This is a genomic window from Streptococcus sp. 9903 (assembly GCF_013276625.1).
Lineage (GTDB): Bacteria > Bacillota > Bacilli > Lactobacillales > Streptococcaceae > Streptococcus.
Window position 1 is genome coordinate 63,728 of sequence record NZ_VMLI01000001.1, and the last position, 19,685, is coordinate 83,412.

Genomic DNA, 19,685 nt, shown 5'->3' on the forward strand with positions numbered 1-19,685 from the left:
TCGAAAACCAAGGCAAAATACAAACAGAAACTTTTCAAAAAAATAACTTTTTATCTTGACAAGAACTAGAAAACTTGGTATCATATAAAAGTTGAGAAAAGCAGAAGTGAGAGCTTCTCGCCTTGTGACATTAAGTTGCCTGGCCCTACGGATGAAAAGTTTCTAAGAAACGCTATCATAACGTGCGGGCTTGTATATTTACGAGTCCGCTATTGTTTTTCTCTAATAAAACAAAAGAGGTGAAAACCATAGCAAAGCAAGACTTATTCATCAATGATGAGATTCGTGTACGTGAAGTTCGCTTGATTGGTCTTGAAGGAGAACAGCTAGGCATCAAGCCACTCAGTGAAGCGCAAGCTTTGGCTGATAACGCTAATGTTGACCTAGTATTGATTCAACCCCAAGCCAAACCGCCTGTTGCAAAAATTATGGACTACGGTAAGTTCAAATTTGAGTACCAGAAGAAGCAAAAAGAACAACGTAAAAAACAAAGTGTTGTTACTGTGAAAGAAGTTCGTCTAAGTCCAACGATTGACAAGGGTGACTTTGATACAAAACTTCGCAATGCACGCAAATTCCTTGAAAAAGGAAATAAAGTTAAGGTATCTATTCGCTTTAAGGGTCGTATGATTACCCATAAAGAGATTGGTGCAAAAGTTTTAGCCGAGTTTGCTGAAGCAACTCAAGATATTGCCATCATCGAACAACGTGCTAAAATGGATGGACGTCAAATGTTCATGCAATTGGCGCCAGCGACTGACAAAAAATAATTGTCAGAAAGTTAAATAAAGGAGAAAAAATCATGCCAAAACAAAAAACACACCGCGCATCAGCTAAACGTTTCAAACGTACAGGTTCTGGTGGACTTAAACGTTTCCGTGCTTACACTTCTCACCGTTTCCACGGAAAAACTAAGAAACAACGTCGTCATCTTCGTAAAGCATCTATGGTGCATTCAGGAGATTACAAACGTATCAAAGCAATGCTTACTCGCTTGAAATAATAGCTTGACTGTAAGTAAACAATTCTAGGAAATATTTGGAGGAAATAAAACATGGCACGTGTTAAAGGTGGCGTTGTATCACGCAAACGTCGTAAACGTATTCTTAAATTAGCAAAAGGTTACTATGGAGCTAAACACATCTTGTTCCGTACTGCAAAAGAACAAGTAATGAACTCTTACTACTATGCATACCGTGACCGTCGTCAGAAAAAACGTGACTTCCGCAAATTGTGGATCACTCGTATCAACGCGGCAGCTCGTATGAACGGACTTTCATACTCACAATTGATGCATGGTTTGAAATTGGCTGAGATTGAAGTTAACCGTAAAATGCTTGCTGACTTGGCTGTTAACGATGCAGCAGCTTTCACAGCTCTTGCAGATGCGGCTAAAGCAAAACTTGGTAAATAACAACTGATGAGACTGGAACAGGATTGTCCAGTCTTTTTAAAAATAAAGGAGAAAAATATGGCTTCAAAAATGCTACATACTTGCTTGCGAGTAGAAAATCTTGAAAAATCAATTGCATTCTATCAAGATGCTTTTGGATTTAAAGAATTGCGTCGCAGAGATTTTCCAGACCATGCCTTCACGATTGTCTATCTAGGTCTTGAGGGTGACGACTATGAGTTGGAGTTGACTTATAACTACGATCACGGTCCTTATGTGGTTGGAGATGGGTTTGCCCATATCGCCCTCAGTACACCTGATCTTGAGGCGCTTCATCAAGAGCACAGTGCCAAAGGATATGAAGTGACTGAGCCAAATGGTCTACCAGGAACTGCACCTAACTATTACTTTGTCAAAGACCCTGATGGCTACAAGGTCGAAGTCATTCGTGAAAAATAATCTCGTGAAGTCAAGTAGAATATTCGTTTTCTACTTGACTTTTTTTAGCTGAAAGAGTATACTAGTAAAAATTTAACCTTTAAGGGGAGTCCAGAGAGACTCACAAGGTGTCGGATAAAAGAATAGTACAATTTTCTAGAGGAGACTTTTTGGGTGTGCTCTCTTCTGTTGTACGATTTTAACTGAGGCCTTGCACTAGCAAGGTCTTTTCTTTGTCTGGTCCCCTTAAAATTTAAGGAGGAAAAGTCATGAATCCCACATGTAAGAAACGTTTGGGTGCCATTCGTTTGGAAACCATGAAGGTGGTTGCACAGGAGGAAATCGCGCCAGCAATCTTTGAATTAGTTCTAGAAGGGGAAATGGTTGAAGCCATGCGGGCAGGCCAATTTCTTCATCTGCGTGTTCCCGATGATGCCCATCTCTTGCGCCGTCCTATTTCAATTTCGTCTATCGATAAGGTTAAGAAGCAGTGTCATCTTATTTATCGGATTGAGGGGGCTGGGACAGCTATTTTCTCAACCCTAAGTCAGGGAGATACTCTTGATGTGATGGGGCCTCAGGGAAATGGTTTTGACTTGTCTGACCTTGATGAGCAGAATCAGGTTCTCCTTGTTGGTGGTGGGATTGGTGTTCCACCCTTGCTTGAGGTGGCCAAGGAATTGCATGCGCGTGGTGTGAAAGTAGTGACAGTCCTCGGTTTTGCCACTAAGGATGCTGTTATTTTAGAGACGGAATTAGCTCAATGTGGTCAAGTCTTTGTAACGACAGATGATGGTTCTTATGGCATTAAGGGAAATGTTTCCGTTGTTATCAAGGATTTAGACAGTCAGTTTGATGCTGTTTATTCTTGTGGGGCGCCTGGAATGATGAAGTATATCAATCAAACCTTTTATGACCACCCAAGAGCCTATCTATCTCTGGAATCTCGTATGGCTTGTGGGATGGGTGCCTGCTATGCCTGTGTCCTAAAAGTGCCAGAAAGCGAGACGCTCAGCCAACGTGTCTGTGAAGATGGCCCTGTTTTCCGCACAGGAACAGTTGTATTATAAGGGGAAAATCATGTCTACAAATCGTTTACAAGTTTCTCTACCTGGTTTGGATTTGAAAAATCCGATTATTCCAGCATCAGGCTGTTTTGGTTTTGGACAAGAGTATGCCAAGTACTATGATTTAGATCTTTTAGGTTCTATTATGATCAAGGCGACAACCCTTGAAGCCCGTTTTGGCAATCCAACTCCAAGGGTGGCAGAAACACCTGCTGGCATGCTCAATGCAATTGGCTTGCAAAATCCTGGTTTGGAAGTTGTTTTGGCCGAAAAGCTACCTTGGTTGGAAAGAGAATATCCAAATCTTCCTATTATTGCCAATGTGGCTGGTTTTTCAAAACAAGAGTATGCGGCTGTTTCTCATGGTATTTCCAAGGCAGCTAATGTAAAGGCTATCGAGCTCAATATTTCTTGCCCCAATGTTGACCACTGTAATCACGGACTTTTGATTGGTCAAGATCCAGATTTGGCTTATGATGTGGTGAAAGCAGCTGTGGAAGCCTCCGAAGTGCCAGTTTATGTCAAATTAACCCCGAGTGTGACCGATATCGTTACTGTCGCAAAAGCTGCAGAAGATGCGGGAGCAAGTGGCTTGACCATGATCAATACTCTAGTTGGAATGCGCTTTGACCTCAAAACCAGAAAACCAATCTTGGCCAATGGAACAGGTGGAATGTCTGGTTCAGCAGTCTTTCCAGTAGCACTCAAACTCATCTGCCAAGTCGCCCAAACTACAGACCTGCCCATCATTGGAATGGGAGGAGTGGATTCGGCTGAAGCTGCCTTAGAAATGTATCTGGCCGGGGCATCTGCAATCGGAGTTGGAACAGCCAACTTTACCAATCCCTATGCCTGTCCTGATATCATCGAAAATTTACCAAAAGTTATGGACAAATACGGCATTAGCAGTCTGGAAAATCTCCGCAAGGAAGTAAAAGAGTCTTTGAGGTAAACTGCAATCTATCTGTTCTTGATTTTTTATTAGTTTGTAATATGAATTTAAGAGAATTTTGGTACAATAAAATAAATAAGAACAGAGGAAGAAGGTTAATGAAGAAAGTAAGATTTATTTTTTTAGCTCTGCTATTTTTCTTAGCTAGTCCAGAGGGTGTAATGGCCAGTGATGGTACTTGGCAAGGAAAACAATACCTGAAAGCAGACGGTAGTCAAGCAGCCAATGAATGGGTTTTTGATGCTCACTATCAATCTTGGTTTTATATAAAAGCAGATGCCAACTATGCTGAAAATGAATGGCTGAAACAAGGTGATGATTATTTTTACCTAAAATCTGGTGGCTATATGGCCAAGTCAGAATGGGTAGAAGACAAGGGAGCCTTCTATTATCTTGACCAAAATGGAAAAATGAAAAGAAATGCGTGGGTAGGAACTTCCTATGTTGGTGCAACAGGTGCCAAGGTAATAGAAGACTGGGTTTATGATTCTCAATACGACTCTTGGTTTTATATCAAAGCAGATGGACAACACGCAGAGAAAGAATGGCTTCAAATCAAGGGCAAGGACTATTATTTCAAATCTGGTGGTTATATGCTGACAAGTCAGTGGATTGAACAGGCTTATGTGAGTGCTAGTGGCGCTAAAGTACAGCAAGGTTGGCTTTTTGACAAACAATACCAATCTTGGTTTTACATCAAAGAAAATGGAAATCATGCTGATAAAGAATGGATTTTCGAAAATGGTCACTATTATTATCTAAAATCCGGTGGCTATATGGCAAAAGATGAATGGATTTGGGATAAAGAGTCATGGTTTTACCTCAAATCTGATGGTAAAATAGCTGAGAAAGAATGGGTCTACGATTCTAAAAGTCAAGCTTGGTACTACTTCAAATCTGGTGGCTATATGGCGAAAAATGAGACAGTAGATGGTTATCAGCTTGGAAGCGACGGTAAATGGCTTGGAGAAAAAGCTACAAATGAAAATGCTGCTTATTATCAAGTAGTTCCTGTCACAGCAAATGTTTATAATGCAGATGGTGAAAAGCTTTCCTATATATCGCAAGGTAGTGTCGTCTGGCTAGATAAGGATAGAAAAAGTGATGACAAGCGCTTGGCTATTACTGTTTCTGGTTTGTCAGGATATATGAAAACAGAAGATTTACAAGCACTAGATGCTAGCAAGGATTTTATCCCTTATTATGAGAGTGATGGCCACCGTTTTTATCACTATGTGGCTCAGAATGCTAGTATTCCAGTAGCTTCTCATATTTCTGATATGGAAGTAGGCAAGAAATATTATTCGGCAGATGGGCTGCATTTTGATGGTTTTAAGCTTGAGAATCTCTTCCTTTTCAAAGATTTAACAGAGGCTACAAACTATAGTCCTGAAGACTTGGATAAGGTATTTAGTCTGTTGAATATTGACAATAGTCTCTTGGAAAATAAGGGATCTACCTTTAAGGAAGCTGAAGAACATTACCATATCAATGCCCTCTATCTCCTTGCCCATAGTGCTTTAGAAAGTGATTGGGGACGAAGTAAGATTGCTAAAGATAAGAATAATTTCTTTGGAATTACAGCCTATGATACGACACCTTACCTTTCTGCCAAGACATTTGATGATGTGGATAAGGGAATTTTAGGTGCAACCAAGTGGATTAAGGAAAATTATATCGATAGGGGCAGAACTTTCCTTGGAAATAAGGCGTCTGGTATGAATGTTGAATATGCCTCAGACCCTTATTGGGGCGAAAAAATTGCTAGTGTGATGATGAAAATCAATGAGAAACTAGGTGGTAAAGATTAGTCTTATTATTGGATATGATTTGAGTGAATAGTATGTTAAAAATCCTGATTTCAAGTAAAATCAGGATTTTTTCATGGATGCGATTTTTTCTGGGTCTGGTGTAACACGGAGGGTCTTTTGTCCTGTGTAAGTGACAAAGCCGGGTTTGCCACCAGTTGGTTTGTTAAGTTTCTTGACCTCGATCATATCTACCTGAACCAGATTTGACAGGCGAGCTTGCGAGAAGTAGGCGGCTAGCTCTGCTGCGTCTGTCTTGACTTCATCAGATGGGTCTAGGTTGCCTGAGATGACAACATGGCTTCCAGGAATGTCCTTGGCATGGAACCAAAGTTCCTCCTTGCGGGCCATTTTAAAGGTTAGTTCCTCATTTTGCAGGTTATTGCGGCCAACATAGATGATGGTTTTGCCATCGCTGGCCAGATATTGTTCTGGTTTTTTGCGTTTCTGGATTTTCTCCCGTTGTCTTCTGCGGATAAAACCTGTTTGAATCAATTCTTCACGGATTTCAGCGATTTCTTCTAGTCCTGCTTGGTTGAGGACGGTTTCCACACTTTCCAGATAGAGAATGGTTGCCTTAGTTTCTTCAATCAAATCAGTCAAGTATTTGACAGCTTCTTTGAGTTTCTGGTACCGTTTAAAATAGCGTTGGGCATTCTGGTTGGGAGTCAAGGCTTTATCAAGCGCAATCGTGATAGGTTGGTTGGTGTAGTAGTTGTCCAGGATAACCTGATCTTGGTCGTTAGGCACTTGGTGGAGGAAGGTTGTCAGCAATTCCCCTTTTTGGCGAAATTCTTCAGCATTGTCTGTCGCCAGTAACTCTTTTTCTTGCTTTTGCAGTTTGTGGCGGTTTTTCTGAAGTTCGTTTTCAACACGACGAATGAGTTCACTGGCTTGCTGTTTGACGCGGTCGCGCTCAGCCTTATCCTTATAGTAGGTGTCCAACAAATCAGAAAGACTAGCAAAAGGCTCTCCCACCTGATTTGCAAAAGGAACTGGACTGAAGGATGTCTCTGTCAAGCAGGGTTTGGTTTCTTGACTGAAAAAGTTACGGAAAGTAGACAGTTTATCACTAACCAGAATGTTTGCCAATTCATTTGCTGTATCGCGTCCCAGACCTTGAAAGAGGCTTTGAAGATTTTTAGCTGTCGTTTCCTGTGTTTGTAGGATTTCAAAGAGCTTTTCATTCTTGATAGTAAAAGGATTGAGAGATTCCGTACTTGGCGGAGCGATGTAGGTAGACCCAGGAAGCAAGGTGCGGTAGCTATTTTGTGAAAAGCCAACGTATTTAATGACTTCGAGGATTTTATGACTGCTTTTATCGACCAGTAGAATATTACTGTGTTTACCCATAATCTCGATAATCAAGGTAGCCTGGATATGGTCTCCAATCTCGTTTTTATTGGAAACTGTCATTTCCACAATACGGTCATTTTCCACTTGCTCAATAGACTCAATCAGGGCACCCTGCAAATACTTTCTCAAAACCATGATAAAGGTAGAAGGTTGGGCTGGGTTTTCAAAAGTCGTTTGGGTCAGCTGAATGCGTCCAAAAACAGGATGGGCAGAAAGGAGCAGGCGATGACTTTGGCGATTGCTGCGGATTTGCAAGACCAACTCTTGTTCAAAAGGTTGATTGATTTTCTGGATGCGACCATTCACTAACTCTCTTCGCAATTCCTCAACCATGTGGTGTAAAAAAAATCCGTCAAATGACATCGTTCTCTCCTTGTGATTGTATTCCATAGTATTATATCAAAAAGGTAGAATAAAATCATGGAAATGTGGTATAATAAAGCCAAGTAAAGAGAAACGAGAAGCACATGTATATTGAAATGGTAGATGAAACTGGTCAAGTTTCAAAAGAAATGTTGCAACAAACCCAAGAAATTTTGGAATTTGCAGCCCAAAAATTAGGAAAAGAGGACAAGGAGATGGCAGTTACCTTTGTGACCAATGAGCGTAGTCATGAACTCAATCTGGAGTACCGTGACACAGACCGTCCGACAGATGTTATCAGCCTTGAATACAAGCCAGAGTTGGAAATTGCCTTTGCCGAGGAAGATTTGCTTGAAAATCCGGAATTGGCAGAGATGATGTCTGAGTTTGATGCCTATATTGGGGAACTGTTCATCTCTATTGATAAGGCTCATGAGCAGGCCGAGGAATACGGTCACAGCTTTGAGCGTGAGATGGGCTTCTTGGCAGTACACGGCTTTTTACATATCAACGGCTATGATCACTACACTTCGGAAGAAGAAGCGGAGATGTTCGGTTTACAAGAAGAAATTTTGACAGCCTATGGACTCACAAGACAATAAACGAAAATGGAAAAATCGTGACCTGATATCCAGTTTAGAATTTGCCATCACAGGGATTTTTACTGCTAGCAAGGAAGAACGCAATATGCGAAAACATGCCGTGACGGCTCTAGTGGTCATCCTTGCAGGTTTTGTTTTTCAGGTGTCACGAATCGAATGGCTCTTTCTCTTATTGAGCATTTTCTTGGTAGTAGCCTTTGAAATTATCAACTCTGCTATTGAAAATGTGGTGGATTTGGCCAGTCACTATCACTTTTCCATGCTGGCTAAAAATGCCAAGGATATGGCAGCTGGCGCGGTATTAGTGGTCTCTCTTTTCGCAGCCTTAACAGGCGCATTGATTTTTCTCCCACGAATCTGGGATTTATTATTTTAAACAGTAAGAGGAAATTATGACTTTTAAATCAGGCTTTGTAGCCATTTTAGGACGTCCCAATGTTGGGAAGTCAACTTTTTTAAATCATGTCATGGGGCAAAAGATTGCCATCATGAGTGACAAGGCGCAGACAACGCGCAACAAAATCATGGGAATTTACACGACTGATAAGGAACAAATCGTCTTTATCGACACACCAGGGATTCACAAACCTAAAACGGCCCTTGGAGATTTCATGGTCGAATCCGCCTACAGCACCCTTCGTGAAGTGGATACTGTTCTTTTTATGGTGCCTGCGGATGAAGCGCGTGGTAAGGGGGACGATATGATTATCGAGCGTCTTAAGGCTGCCAAGATTCCTGTTATTCTGGTGGTGAATAAAATCGATAAGGTTCACCCAGACCAGCTTTTGTCTCAGATTGATGATTTCCGTAATCAGATGGACTTTAAGGAAATCGTTCCAATCTCAGCCCTTCAGGGGAATAACGTGTCTCGTCTAGTGGATATTTTGAGTGAAAATCTGGATGAAGGATTCCAATATTTCCCAGCTGACCAAATCACAGACCATCCAGAACGCTTCTTAGTATCAGAGATGGTTCGCGAGAAAGTCTTGCACCTAACTCGTGAAGAAATTCCGCATTCTGTTGCAGTAGTAGTGGATTCTATGAAACGAGATGAAGAGACAGACAAGGTTCACATCCGTGCAACCATCATGGTCGAGCGCGATAGTCAGAAAGGGATTATCATCGGTAAAGGTGGCGCTATGCTTAAGAAAATTGGTAGCATGGCCCGTCGTGATATTGAACTCATGCTAGGAGACAAGGTTTTCCTAGAAACCTGGGTCAAGGTCAAGAAAAACTGGCGCGATAAAAAGCTAGATTTGGCTGACTTTGGCTATAATGAAAAAGAATACTAAGTAGAGGTGGGCTCATGCCTGCTTCTTGTTTTTACAGAAGGAGGACGTATGCCTGAATTACCTGAGGTTGAAACCGTTCGTCGTGGTTTAGAAAAATTGATTCTGGGTAAGAAGATTTCGAGTGTAGAAATTCGCTATACCAAGATGATTAAGACAGATTTGGACGAGTTTCAAAAGGAGGTGCCTGGTCAGATTATTGAGTCAATGGAACGTCGGGGCAAATATTTGCTTTTTTACCTGACAGACAAGGTCTTGATTTCCCATTTGCGCATGGAAGGCAAGTATTTTTATTATCCGTATCAGGTTCCCGAACGCAAGCATGCCCATGTTTTCTTTCAGTTTGAGGACGGTGGCACGCTTGTTTATGAGGATGTTCGCAAGTTTGGTACTATGGAACTCTTGGAGCCTGATCTTTTAGACGCCTACTTTATTTCTAAAAAATTAGGGCCTGAACCAACAGACCAGGACTTTGATTTAGAGAATTTTATAGGTGCCCTGAAGAAATCTAAAAAGCCTATCAAATCCCATCTCCTAGACCAGACCTTGGTAGCTGGACTTGGCAATATCTATGTGGATGAGGTTCTCTGGCGAGCTCAGGTTCATCCGGCAAGACCTTCCCAGACTTTGACAGCAGCAGAAACGACAGCCATTCATGACCAAACCATTGCTATTTTGGGCCAGGCCGTTGAAAAAGGTGGTTCGACCATTCGGACCTATACCAATGCCTTTGGGGAAGATGGAACCATGCAGGATTTTCATCAGGTCTATGACAAGGCTGGTCAAGAGTGTTCACGCTGTGGGACAGTGATTGAGAAAATCCAACTAGGCGGACGTGGAACCCACTTTTGTCCTCAGTGCCAAAGGAGGGGCTGATGGGAAAAATCATCGGAATCACTGGGGGAATTGCCTCTGGTAAGTCAACCGTGACAAATTTTCTAAGAAAGCAAGGCTTTCAAGTAGTGGATGCCGACGCAGCCGTCCACCAACTACAGAAACCTGGTGGTCGTCTGTTTGAAGCTCTAGTCCAGCACTTTGGTCAAAAAATTATCTTAGAAAATGGAGAACTCAATCGCCCTCTCCTAGCTAATCTCATCTTTTCAAATCCTGAAGAACAGGAATGGTCTAAGCGAATCCAAGGAAAGATTATCCGTGAGGAACTAGCTACGTTGAGAGATCAGTTTGCTCAGACAGAAGAGATTTTTTTCATGGATATCCCCTTACTTTTTGAGCAGAACTACGTCTCTTGGTTTGATGAGACTTGGTTGGTCTATGTGGACCGAGATGTCCAAGTAGAACGCTTAATGAAAAGGGACCACTTGTCCAAAGATGAAGCTGAGTTTCGTCTGGCAGCCCAGTGGCCTTTAGAGAAAAAGAAAGATTTGGCCAGTTATGTTCTAGATAACAATGGAAATCAGGACCAGCTTCTTACTCAGGTGTTCTCCCTGCTTGAGGGAGGTAAGCAAGATGACAGAGATTAACTGGAAGGATAATCTGCGCATTGCCTGGTTTGGTAATTTTCTGACAGGAGCCAGTATTTCTTTGGTAGTGCCCTTTATGCCCATCTTTGTGGAAAATTTAGGTGTAGGGAGTGATCAAGCTGCTTTTTACGCAGGTTTAGCTATTTCTGTCTCTGCCATTTCTGCAGCACTTTTCTCTCCTATCTGGGGCATCCTTGCTGATAAATACGGTCGAAAACCCATGATGATTCGTGCTGGTCTGGCCATGACTATCACTATGGGAGGCTTGGCCTTTGTGCCAAATATCTATTGGTTAATCTTTCTTCGTTTACTGAATGGTGTATTTGCGGGTTTTGTTCCCAATGCAACGGCCTTGATAGCCAGTCAGGTTCCAAAGGAGAAATCAGGCTCTGCCTTAGGTACTTTGTCTACTGGCGTAGTTGCAGGTACTCTAACTGGTCCCTTTATCGGGGGATTTATCGCAGAATTATTTGGTATTCGTACAGTTTTCTTACTGGTTGGTAGTTTTCTGTTTTTAGCTGCTGTTTTGACTATTTGCTTTATCAAGGAAGATTTTCAACCAGTAGCCAAGGAAAAGGCCATCCCAACAAGGGAATTATTTACATCAGTTAAATATCCCTATCTTTTGGCCAACCTCTTTCTGACCAGTTTTGTCATCCAATTTTCAGCCCAATCAATCGGCCCTATCTTAGCTCTGTATGTACGCGACTTAGGGCAGACAGAGAATCTTCTTTTTGTATCTGGTTTGATTGTATCCAGTATGGGCTTTTCCAGTATGATGAGTGCAGGAGTCATGGGAAAGCTAGGTGACAAGGTGGGCAACCATCGCCTCTTGGTTGTAGCCCAGTTTTATTCAGTCATCATCTATCTCCTCTGTGCCAATGCCTCTAGCCCCCTTCAACTAGGACTTTATCGTTTCCTCTTTGGATTGGGAACCGGTGCCCTGATTCCCGGGGTTAATGCCCTACTCAGCAAAATGACTCCCCAAGCCGGCATTTCGAGGGTCTTTGCCTTCAATCAGGTATTCTTTTATCTGGGAGGTGTCGTTGGTCCCATGGCAGGTTCTGCAGTAGCAGGTCAATTTGGCTACCATGCAGTCTTTTATGCGACAAGCCTTTGTGTTGCCTTTAGTTGTCTCTTTAACCTGCTTCAATTTCGAACATTATTAAAAGTAAAGGAAATCTAGTGCGAGTAAAAATTAATCTCAAATGCTCCTCTTGTGGCAGTATCAATTACCTAACCAGTAAAAATTCAAAAACTCATCCAGACAAGATTGAGGTTTTAAAGTATTGTCCCAAGGAAAGAAAAGTAACCCTACATCTTGAATCTAAGTAGATTTTATGGTAAAATAATAAGGATTTTAAGGAGTTTGATATGTATAACCTATTATTAACCATTTTATTAGTATTATCTGTTGTGATTGTGATTGCGATTTTCATGCAACCAACTAAAAACCAATCCAGCAATGTATTTGATGCCAGCTCAGGTGATTTGTTTGAACGTAGTAAAGCACGCGGTTTCGAAGCTGTAATGCAGCGTTTGACAGGGATTTTAGTCTTTTTCTGGCTAGCCATTGCCTTAGCATTGACGGTATTATCAAGTAGATAAGAAAATAATGGGCAGGACTAGGTCTTTGCCTCTTTTTATTTTTAAAAGATATTTGAGAAGGTTTTACAGTAAAAGAAAATAAAAAATCTAGAAAGAAAATATGAAAGACAGAATAAAAGAATATTTACAAGATAAGGGAAAGGTAACTGTCAATGACTTGGCTCAGGCTTTGGGAAAAGACGGTTCCAAGGACTTTCGTGAGTTGATTAAAACCTTGTCCTTAATGGAAAGAAAGCACCAGATTCGCTTTGAAGAAGATGGAAGTCTGACCTTGGAAGTCAAGAAAAAACATGAGATTACTCTCAAGGGGATTTTTCATGCCCATAAAAATGGCTTTGGCTTTGTCAGTCTAGAAGGGGAAGAGGACGACCTTTTTGTAGGAAAAAACGATGTCAACTATGCTATTGATGGTGATACCGTTGAGGTCGTCATCAAGAAAGTCGCTGACCGCAATAAGGGAACAGCAGCAGAAGCAAAAATTATTGATATCTTAGAACACAGTTTGACAACTGTTGTTGGCCAAATCGTTCTGGATCAGGAAAAGCCTAAGTATGCTGGCTACATCCGTTCGAAAAATCAGAAAATCAGCCAACCCATCTATGTTAAGAAACCAGCCCTTAAACTGGAGGGAACAGAAGTTCTCAAGGTCTTTATCGATAAATACCCAAGTAAGAAACATGATTTCTTTGTCGCGAGTGTCCTCGATGTGGTGGGGCATTCAACGGATGTCGGAATTGATGTTCTTGAGGTCTTGGAATCAATGGACATTGTATCCGAGTTTCCAGAAGCTGTTGTCAAGGAAGCAGAAAGTGTGCCTGATGCTCCGTCTCAAAAGGATATGGAAGGTCGTCTGGATCTAAGAGATGAGATTACCTTTACCATTGACGGTGCTGACGCCAAGGACTTGGACGATGCGGTGCATATTAAGCCTATGAAAAATGGAAATATCGAACTCGGAGTTCACATAGCAGATGTTTCCTATTATGTGACCGAGGGTTCTGCCCTTGACAAGGAAGCCCTTAACCGCGCGACTTCAGTCTATGTAACAGACCGAGTGGTTCCAATGCTTCCAGAACGACTGTCAAATGGTATCTGTTCTCTCAATCCTCAAGTTGACCGCCTGACCCAGTCTGCCATTATGGAGATTGATAAACATGGTCGTGTAGTCAACTACACCATCACACAAACGGTTATCAAGACTAGCTTCAGGATGACCTATAGCGATGTCAATGATATCCTAGCTGGCGATGAAGAAAAGAGAAAAGAATATCATAAAATTGTACCAAGTATCGAACTTATGGCCAAGCTTCATGAAACTTTAGAAAACATGCGTGTGAAACGTGGAGCTCTCAATTTTGATACCAATGAAGCGAAGATTTTAGTGGATAAACAAGGTAAGCCTGTTGATATCGTTCTTCGTCAGCGTGGCATTGCCGAGCGTATGATTGAGTCCTTTATGTTGATGGCCAATGAAACAGTTGCTGAGCATTTCAGCAAGTTGGATTTGCCTTTTATCTATAGAATTCACGAGGAGCCTAAGGCTGAAAAGGTTCAGAAGTTTATTGATTATGCTTCGAGTTTTGGCTTGCGCATTTATGGGACTGCCAGTGAGATTGGCCAGGAGGCACTTCAAGACATTATGCGTGCTGTTGAGGGAGAACCTTATGCAGATGTATTGTCCATGATGCTTCTTCGCTCTATGCAGCAGGCTCGTTATTCGGAGCACAATTACGGCCACTATGGACTAGCTGCTGACTATTATACTCACTTTACCAGTCCGATTCGTCGTTATCCAGACCTTCTTGTTCACCGTATGATTCGTGATTACGGCCGTTCTAAAGAAATAGCAGAGCATTTTGAACAAGTGATTCCAGAGATTGCGACCCAGTCTTCCAACCGTGAGCGTCGTGCCATCGAGGCGGAGCGTGAAGTCGAAGCCATGAAAAAGGCTGAGTACATGGAAGAGTACGTAGGCGAAGAGTACGATGCAGTTGTATCAAGTATTGTCAAATTCGGTCTCTTTGTTGAATTGCCAAACACAGTTGAAGGCTTGATTCACATCACTAATCTACCTGAATTTTATCATTTCAATGAGCGTGATTTGACTCTTCGTGGAGAGAAATCAGGAACAACCTTCCGTGTAGGTCAGCAGATTCGCATTCGCGTTGAAAGAGCTGATAAGATGACGGGCGAAATTGACTTCTCTTACATTCCAAGTGAGTTTGATGTGATTGAAAAAGGCTTGAAACAGTCTAGTCGCAGTGACAGAGGGCGTGGTTCAAGTCGTCGTTCAGATAAGAAGGAAGATAAGAGAAAATCAGGACGCTCAAATGATAAGCGCAAGCATTCACAAAAAGACAAGAAGAAAAAAGGAAAGAAACCTTTTTACAAGGAAGTAGCTAAGAAAGGAGCCAAGCATGGCAAAGGGCGAGGGAAAGGTCGTCGCACAAAATAAAAAGGCGCGCCACGACTATACAATCGTAGATACGCTAGAAGCAGGAATGGTCCTGACTGGAACTGAAATCAAGAGTGTGCGAGCTGCTCGAATCAATCTCAAGGACGGTTTTGCACAAGTAAAAAATGGGGAGGTCTGGTTGAGCAACGTTCATATCGCTCCTTACGAAGAGGGTAATATCTGGAATCAGGAACCAGAACGTCGCCGCAAACTCCTGCTCCATAAGAAACAAATTCAAAAATTGGAACAAGAGACCAAAGGGACAGGAATGACCCTGGTTCCCCTTAAAGTCTATATCAAAGATGGTTACGCTAAACTCCTTTTAGGTCTAGCTAAAGGAAAGCATGACTATGATAAACGGGAGTCAATCAAGCGACGTGAGCAGAATCGCGATATTGCGCGCGTGATGAAAGCTGTCAATCAGCGATAAAAAGAGGAATGAAGATGGAAAAACTAGTTGCCTATAAACGCATGCCTTTGTGGACTAAAGAAACTATGCCAGAGGCTGTTCAGCAGAAACACAATACCAAGGTTGGGACTTGGGGGAAAATTACTGTCTTGAAGGGAGCTCTCAAGTTTATTGAATTGACAGAAGATGGTGAGGTTTTAGCTGAGCACCTCTTTGAAGCAGGAGCCGACAATCCCATGGCACAACCTCAAGCTTGGCATCGAGTCGAGGCTGCTACAGACGATGTGGAATGGTACTTGGAGTTTTATTGTAAACCTGAAGATTATTTCCCTAAGAAATACAATACTAATCCTGTTCATTCAGAGGTCCTAGAGGCTATGCAGACAGTAAAACCAGGGAAAGCCTTGGATTTGGGCTGTGGTCAAGGCCGTAATGCATTCTTTTTAGTCCAACAAGGTTTTGATGTGACAGCTGTGGATCAAAATGAACTGGCCCTTGAAATCTTGCAAAGCATTGTGGAGCAGGAAAATCTGGACATGCCAGTTGGTCTTTACGATATCAATTCAGCTAGTATTGGGCAAGCGTATGATTTCATCGTATCGACAGTTGTTTTGATGTTTTTGCAAGCAGACCGCATTCCTGCAATTATCAAAAATATGCAGGAGCATACTACGGTCGGTGGTTATAATCTTATCGTTTGTGCTATGGATACGGAAGATTACCCTTGCTCTGTGAACTTCCCATTTACCTTTAAAGAAGGGGAATTGTCAGACTATTACAAGGACTGGGAATTGGTTAAGTACAATGAAAATCCAGGTCAATTGCACCGTCGCGATGAAAATGGCAATCGCATTCAACTACGCTTTGCGACCATGCTAGCTAAGAAAATTAAATAAACATGAATGAAGATTAGGAATTTTTCTGATCTTTTTTTTCTTTTTTTACGAATAGATAAGATAGAAGAATTGACAAAAATACGCATTATAAGTATAATTTTAGCTAGAAAGGTGACAATGAATGCCAATCACAGGTAAGGAAATGGTAAAATTAGCTCTTGCAAATGGATGGATTGAAGTTCGTAAGAGAGGAAGTCATCATCATTTTAAGAAAGAAGGAGTTCCCTATCTTGTCACTATTCCAGTTCACGGTAATGATGATCTAGGAAAAGGGTTAGAGAGAAAAATATTAAAAGATTTGGGATTGTAGTTGATTTGGAAATTGTGGAGGTGTATTATGCTAAAATCTTATCCTGCTATTTTTCATAAAGAAGGTACTGGATACTGGATTGAATTTCCGGAGTTTGGAGGTGGGACAGAGGGAGCAACGATTGAACTTGCAATGAAAAATGCTCGGGAAATGCTTGAGAGTGTTTTAGCTTCTTATATTGATGAAGGACTGGCTCTGCCTACTCCTAGTGACATTGCTGAGTTGAAAGCTCCTGATGGATTTGTGACTTTGATTCAGGTCAATCCCTTGCCTTTCGTAAAGAATAATAAAGCGATTCGAAAAAATGTTACGGTTCCAGAGTGGCTAGTCAGACTTGCAGATCGTGAGAAAGTGAACTATTCTGAAGTTTTGACACAAGCTCTTGAAAGTCGCTTGCAACTCTAAAATTATAGAGTGATGAAGATTAGGAAATTTCCTGATCTTTTTTCTTTTTTTCGAATAATATAGAAAAGGAGGGAAATCATGTTTGTTGCGAGAGATACTAGGGGAGAATTGGTAAATGTGTTAGAGGATAAGCTTGAGAAGCAAGCCTACACTTGCCCAGCTTGTGGAGGTCAGCTCCGTTTGCGGCAAGGACCAAGTGTCCGAACCCATTTTGCCCATAAATCCTTAAAAGACTGTGATTATTCCTCTGAAAATGAAAGCCCAGAACACCTGTCCAATAAAGAATCACTTTATCACTGGTTGAAAAAAGATGCAGAGGTGCAATTAGAATACCCGCTTCCAGAGCTTAAACAGATTGCGGATGTGTTTGTAAATGGCAATCTAGCTTTAGAGGTTCAATGTAGTCCCTTGCCTCAAAAAGTTCTTAAAGAGCGCAGTGAGGGCTATTGTAGTGAGGGTTACCAAGTACTGTGGTTGCTGGGGCAAAAACTGTGGCTCAAAGACCGTTTGACTCGTCTGCAACAAGGTTTTCTCTATTTCAGTCAAAACATGGGCTTTTATGTTTGGGAAGTAGACAAGGAAAAACAGGTTTTAAGGCTTAAATATCTCATCCACCAGGATCTCCGAGGCAGACTCTATTATCAAATCAAGGAATTTCCCTATGGACAAGATAGTTTACTGGAGATATTACGTCTTCCCTATAAGAAACAAAAAATATCTCATTTTACAGCTTCTCAGGACAAGGACATCTGTCGCTATATCCGGCAACAACTCTATTATCAAAATCCTTTTTGGATGAAAGAACAAGCGGAAGCCTATAAAAAGGGAGAAAATCTCCTAACTTATGGTCTAAAAGAATGGTATCCACAAATAAGACCACTAGTAGGTAATTTTTGCCAAATTGAGCAAGATTTGACTCGCTATTATCAGTATTTTCAAACCTATTACCAAGAAAATCCTCAAAATGATTGGCAAAAGCTTTATCCACCAGCCTTTTATCAGCAATATTTCTTGAAAAATATGGTAAAATAGAAAGGATGGAGGAATCTAATGGTATTACAAAGACATGAAATAAATGAAAAAGATACATGGGATCTATCAACGATTTACCCAACTGACCAGGCTTGGGAAGAAGCCTTAAAAGATTTAACAGAACAACTGGAGAAAGTAAGCCAGTATGAAGGCCATCTCTTGGATAGTGCGGATAGCCTACTCGAAATCACTGAATTTTCTCTTGAAATGGAACGCCAGATGGAGAAGCTTTACGTTTATGCTCATATGAAGAATGACCAAGATACACGTGAAGCCAAGTACCAAGAGTACTATGCTAAGGCTATGACTCTATACAGCCAGCTAGACCAAGCCTTTTCATTCTATGAGCCTGAATTTATGGAAATCAGTGAAGAGCAGTATGCTGACTTTTTAGAAGCTCAACCAAAATTGCAGCTTTATCAACACTATTTTGATAAGCTTTTGCAAGGCAAGGATCACGTTCTTTCACAACGTGAAGAAGAATTATTGGCTGGAGCTGGAGAAATCTTTGGTTCGGCAAGTGAAACCTTCGCTATCTTGGACAATGCGGATATTGTGTTCCCTTATGTCCTCGACGATGATGGTAAGGAAGTTCAGCTATCTCATGGGACTTACACACGTTTGATGGAGTCTAAAAATCGTGAGGTGCGTCGTGGTGCCTATCAAGCTCTTTATGCGACTTATGAACAATTCCAACATACCTATGCCAAAACCTTGCAAACCAATGTTAAGGTGCAAAACTACCGTGCTAAAGTTCGCAACTACAAGAGCGCTCGTCATGCAGCCCTAGCAGCCAATTTTGTTCCAGAGAGTGTTTATGACAATTTGGTAGCAGTAGTTCGCAAGCATTTGCCCCTCTTGCATCGTTACCTTGAACTTCGTTCAAAAATCTTGGGGATTTCAGACCTTAAGATGTACGATGTCTACACACCGCTTTCATCTGTTGAATATAGTTTTACCTACCAAGAAGCCTTGAAAAAGGCAGAAGATGCTTTGTCAGTCTTGGGTGAGGATTACTTGAGCCGTGTTAAACGTGCCTTCAGCGAGCGTTGGATTGATGTTTACGAAAATCAAGGCAAGCGTTCAGGGGCTTACTCTGGTGGTTCTTACGATACCAATGCCTTTATGCTCCTTAACTGGCAGGACAATCTTGACAATCTCTTTACTCTTGTTCATGAGACAGGCCACAGCATGCATTCTAGCTATACTCGCGAGACTCAGCCTTATGTTTATGGAGATTACTCTATCTTCTTGGCTGAGATTGCATCAACTACCAATGAAAATATCTTGACGGAGAAATTATTGGAAGAAGTGGAAGACGACGCAACGCGCTTTGCTATTCTCAATAACTTCCTAGATGGTTTCCGTGGAATAGTTTTTCGTCAAACTCAATTTGCCGAGTTTGAACACGCAATCCACCAAGCGGATCAAAATGGTGAAGTCTTGACAAGCGATTTCTTAAATAAACTCTACGCAGACTTGAACCAAGAGTATTATGGTTTGAGTAAGGAAGACAATCCTGAAATCCAATACGAGTGGGCTCGCATTCCACACTTCTACTATAACTACTATGTATACCAATATTCAACAGGCTTTGCGGCCGCCTCAGCCCTAGCTGAAAAGATTGTCCATGGTAGTCAAGAAGATCGTGACTGCTATATCGACTATCTCAAGGCAGGTAAGTCTGACTATCCACTTAATGTCATGAGAAAAGCTGGTGTTGATATGGAGAAGGAAGACTATCTCAACGATGCTTTTGCAGTCTTCGAACGTCGTTTGAATGAGTTTGAAGCCCTTGTTGAAAAATTGGGATTGGCATAA

At 41.6% G+C, this 19,685-nt stretch carries 23 protein-coding genes and 1 other annotated feature; of the genes, 22 read left to right on the plus strand and 1 reads right to left on the minus strand.

Annotated features, from left to right (window positions below):
• Positions 1-92 precede the first annotated feature (92 nt).
• Positions 93-224 (plus strand) — a sequence feature (ribosomal protein L20 leader region).
• A gap of 15 nt (positions 225-239) precedes the next feature.
• The 7 genes from infC (at position 240) to HT696_RS00330 (ending at position 5,661) form a co-directional block, all read left to right on the plus strand.
• Positions 240-770, plus strand: coding sequence for a translation initiation factor IF-3 (infC, locus tag HT696_RS00300; protein WP_000848180.1), 531 nt, complete (start codon positions 240-242; stop codon positions 768-770).
• A 32-nt stretch (positions 771-802) separates the two neighbouring features.
• The gene (rpmI, locus tag HT696_RS00305; protein WP_001125943.1) at positions 803-1,003 is read left to right on the plus strand and encodes a 50S ribosomal protein L35; all 201 of its coding nucleotides are present in this window, start codon (positions 803-805) and stop codon (positions 1,001-1,003) included.
• Positions 1,004-1,054: 51 nt separating this feature from the next.
• The gene (gene rplT / locus HT696_RS00310; RefSeq protein WP_000124834.1) at positions 1,055-1,414 is read left to right on the plus strand and encodes a 50S ribosomal protein L20; all 360 of its coding nucleotides are present in this window, start codon (positions 1,055-1,057) and stop codon (positions 1,412-1,414) included.
• 57 nt (positions 1,415-1,471) lie between these two features.
• A complete protein-coding gene (locus HT696_RS00315; RefSeq protein ID WP_000157153.1) occupies positions 1,472-1,852 on the plus strand; it encodes a VOC family protein in 381 nt (126 codons plus the stop codon).
• A gap of 248 nt (positions 1,853-2,100) precedes the next feature.
• The gene (locus HT696_RS00320) at positions 2,101-2,901 is read left to right on the plus strand and encodes a dihydroorotate dehydrogenase electron transfer subunit (protein WP_173282786.1); all 801 of its coding nucleotides are present in this window, start codon (positions 2,101-2,103) and stop codon (positions 2,899-2,901) included.
• Positions 2,864-3,850, plus strand: a complete 987-nt coding sequence (locus HT696_RS00325; protein ID WP_173252984.1) for a dihydroorotate dehydrogenase — start codon at positions 2,864-2,866, stop codon at positions 3,848-3,850. Before HT696_RS00320 ends, HT696_RS00325 begins: the two co-directional genes overlap by 38 nt.
• Before the next feature lie 41 nt (positions 3,851-3,891).
• Positions 3,892-5,661: a glucosaminidase domain-containing protein gene (locus HT696_RS00330; RefSeq protein WP_173218279.1), complete on the plus strand. Its 1,770-nt coding sequence runs from the start codon at positions 3,892-3,894 to the stop codon at positions 5,659-5,661.
• 60 nt (positions 5,662-5,721) lie between these two features.
• Here HT696_RS00330 and pavA read toward each other — a convergent pair whose 3' ends face one another.
• On the minus strand, positions 5,722-7,377 hold the full coding sequence (gene pavA, locus HT696_RS00335) for an Rqc2 family fibronectin-binding protein PavA (RefSeq protein WP_173282787.1): 1,656 nt from the start codon (positions 7,375-7,377) through the stop codon (positions 5,722-5,724).
• 104 nt (positions 7,378-7,481) lie between these two features.
• Here pavA and ybeY point away from each other — a divergent pair, with 104 nt between their 5' ends.
• The 15 genes from ybeY (at position 7,482) to pepF (ending at position 19,685) form a co-directional block, all read left to right on the plus strand.
• Positions 7,482-7,979: an rRNA maturation RNase YbeY gene (gene ybeY, locus HT696_RS00340; protein ID WP_173218283.1), complete on the plus strand. Its 498-nt coding sequence runs from the start codon at positions 7,482-7,484 to the stop codon at positions 7,977-7,979.
• Complete coding sequence (locus HT696_RS00345) at positions 7,960-8,355, plus strand: diacylglycerol kinase (RefSeq protein ID WP_173218285.1); 396 nt, start codon at positions 7,960-7,962, stop codon at positions 8,353-8,355. Before ybeY ends, HT696_RS00345 begins: the two co-directional genes overlap by 20 nt.
• A 16-nt stretch (positions 8,356-8,371) precedes the next feature.
• Positions 8,372-9,271, plus strand: a complete 900-nt coding sequence (gene era, locus HT696_RS00350) for a GTPase Era (protein WP_173218287.1) — start codon at positions 8,372-8,374, stop codon at positions 9,269-9,271.
• A 48-nt stretch (positions 9,272-9,319) separates the two neighbouring features.
• Positions 9,320-10,144 (plus strand): DNA-formamidopyrimidine glycosylase, encoded by an 825-nt coding sequence (gene mutM / locus HT696_RS00355; RefSeq protein WP_173282788.1) that lies wholly within the window; start codon positions 9,320-9,322, stop codon positions 10,142-10,144.
• The gene (gene coaE, locus HT696_RS00360; protein ID WP_173218291.1) at positions 10,144-10,749 is read left to right on the plus strand and encodes a dephospho-CoA kinase; all 606 of its coding nucleotides are present in this window, start codon (positions 10,144-10,146) and stop codon (positions 10,747-10,749) included. Before mutM ends, coaE begins: the two co-directional genes overlap by 1 nt.
• Positions 10,736-11,935, plus strand: a complete 1,200-nt coding sequence (locus HT696_RS00365) for a multidrug efflux MFS transporter (protein ID WP_173218293.1) — start codon at positions 10,736-10,738, stop codon at positions 11,933-11,935. The genes coaE and HT696_RS00365 overlap by 14 nt, the downstream gene beginning before the upstream one ends.
• Positions 11,935-12,084: a 50S ribosomal protein L33 gene (gene rpmG, locus HT696_RS00370; RefSeq protein WP_001809104.1), complete on the plus strand. Its 150-nt coding sequence runs from the start codon at positions 11,935-11,937 to the stop codon at positions 12,082-12,084. The genes HT696_RS00365 and rpmG overlap by 1 nt, the downstream gene beginning before the upstream one ends.
• Before the next feature lie 39 nt (positions 12,085-12,123).
• Positions 12,124-12,357: a preprotein translocase subunit SecG gene (secG, locus tag HT696_RS00375; RefSeq protein ID WP_000282517.1), complete on the plus strand. Its 234-nt coding sequence runs from the start codon at positions 12,124-12,126 to the stop codon at positions 12,355-12,357.
• 100 nt (positions 12,358-12,457) lie between these two features.
• A complete protein-coding gene (gene rnr, locus HT696_RS00380; RefSeq protein ID WP_173218295.1) occupies positions 12,458-14,812 on the plus strand; it encodes a ribonuclease R in 2,355 nt (784 codons plus the stop codon).
• A complete protein-coding gene (smpB, locus tag HT696_RS00385; RefSeq protein WP_001051750.1) occupies positions 14,775-15,242 on the plus strand; it encodes an SsrA-binding protein SmpB in 468 nt (155 codons plus the stop codon). The genes rnr and smpB overlap by 38 nt, the downstream gene beginning before the upstream one ends.
• A 14-nt stretch (positions 15,243-15,256) precedes the next feature.
• Complete coding sequence (gene tehB, locus HT696_RS00390; RefSeq protein ID WP_173218297.1) at positions 15,257-16,117, plus strand: SAM-dependent methyltransferase TehB; 861 nt, start codon at positions 15,257-15,259, stop codon at positions 16,115-16,117.
• Positions 16,118-16,238: 121 nt separating this feature from the next.
• Positions 16,239-16,427 (plus strand): type II toxin-antitoxin system HicA family toxin, encoded by a 189-nt coding sequence (locus tag HT696_RS00395; RefSeq protein WP_001122912.1) that lies wholly within the window; start codon positions 16,239-16,241, stop codon positions 16,425-16,427.
• Positions 16,428-16,454: 27 nt separating this feature from the next.
• Positions 16,455-16,832 carry a type II toxin-antitoxin system HicB family antitoxin gene (locus tag HT696_RS00400; protein WP_050252888.1) on the plus strand — a complete coding sequence of 126 codons (378 nt, stop codon included), beginning with the start codon at positions 16,455-16,457 and terminating at the stop codon, positions 16,830-16,832.
• A gap of 78 nt (positions 16,833-16,910) precedes the next feature.
• Entirely contained in the window at positions 16,911-17,864 is a 954-nt protein-coding gene (locus HT696_RS00405; protein WP_173218299.1) for a competence protein CoiA family protein, read from the plus strand.
• Between the two features lie 18 nt (positions 17,865-17,882).
• Entirely contained in the window at positions 17,883-19,685 is a 1,803-nt protein-coding gene (gene pepF / locus HT696_RS00410) for an oligoendopeptidase F (protein WP_173282790.1), read from the plus strand.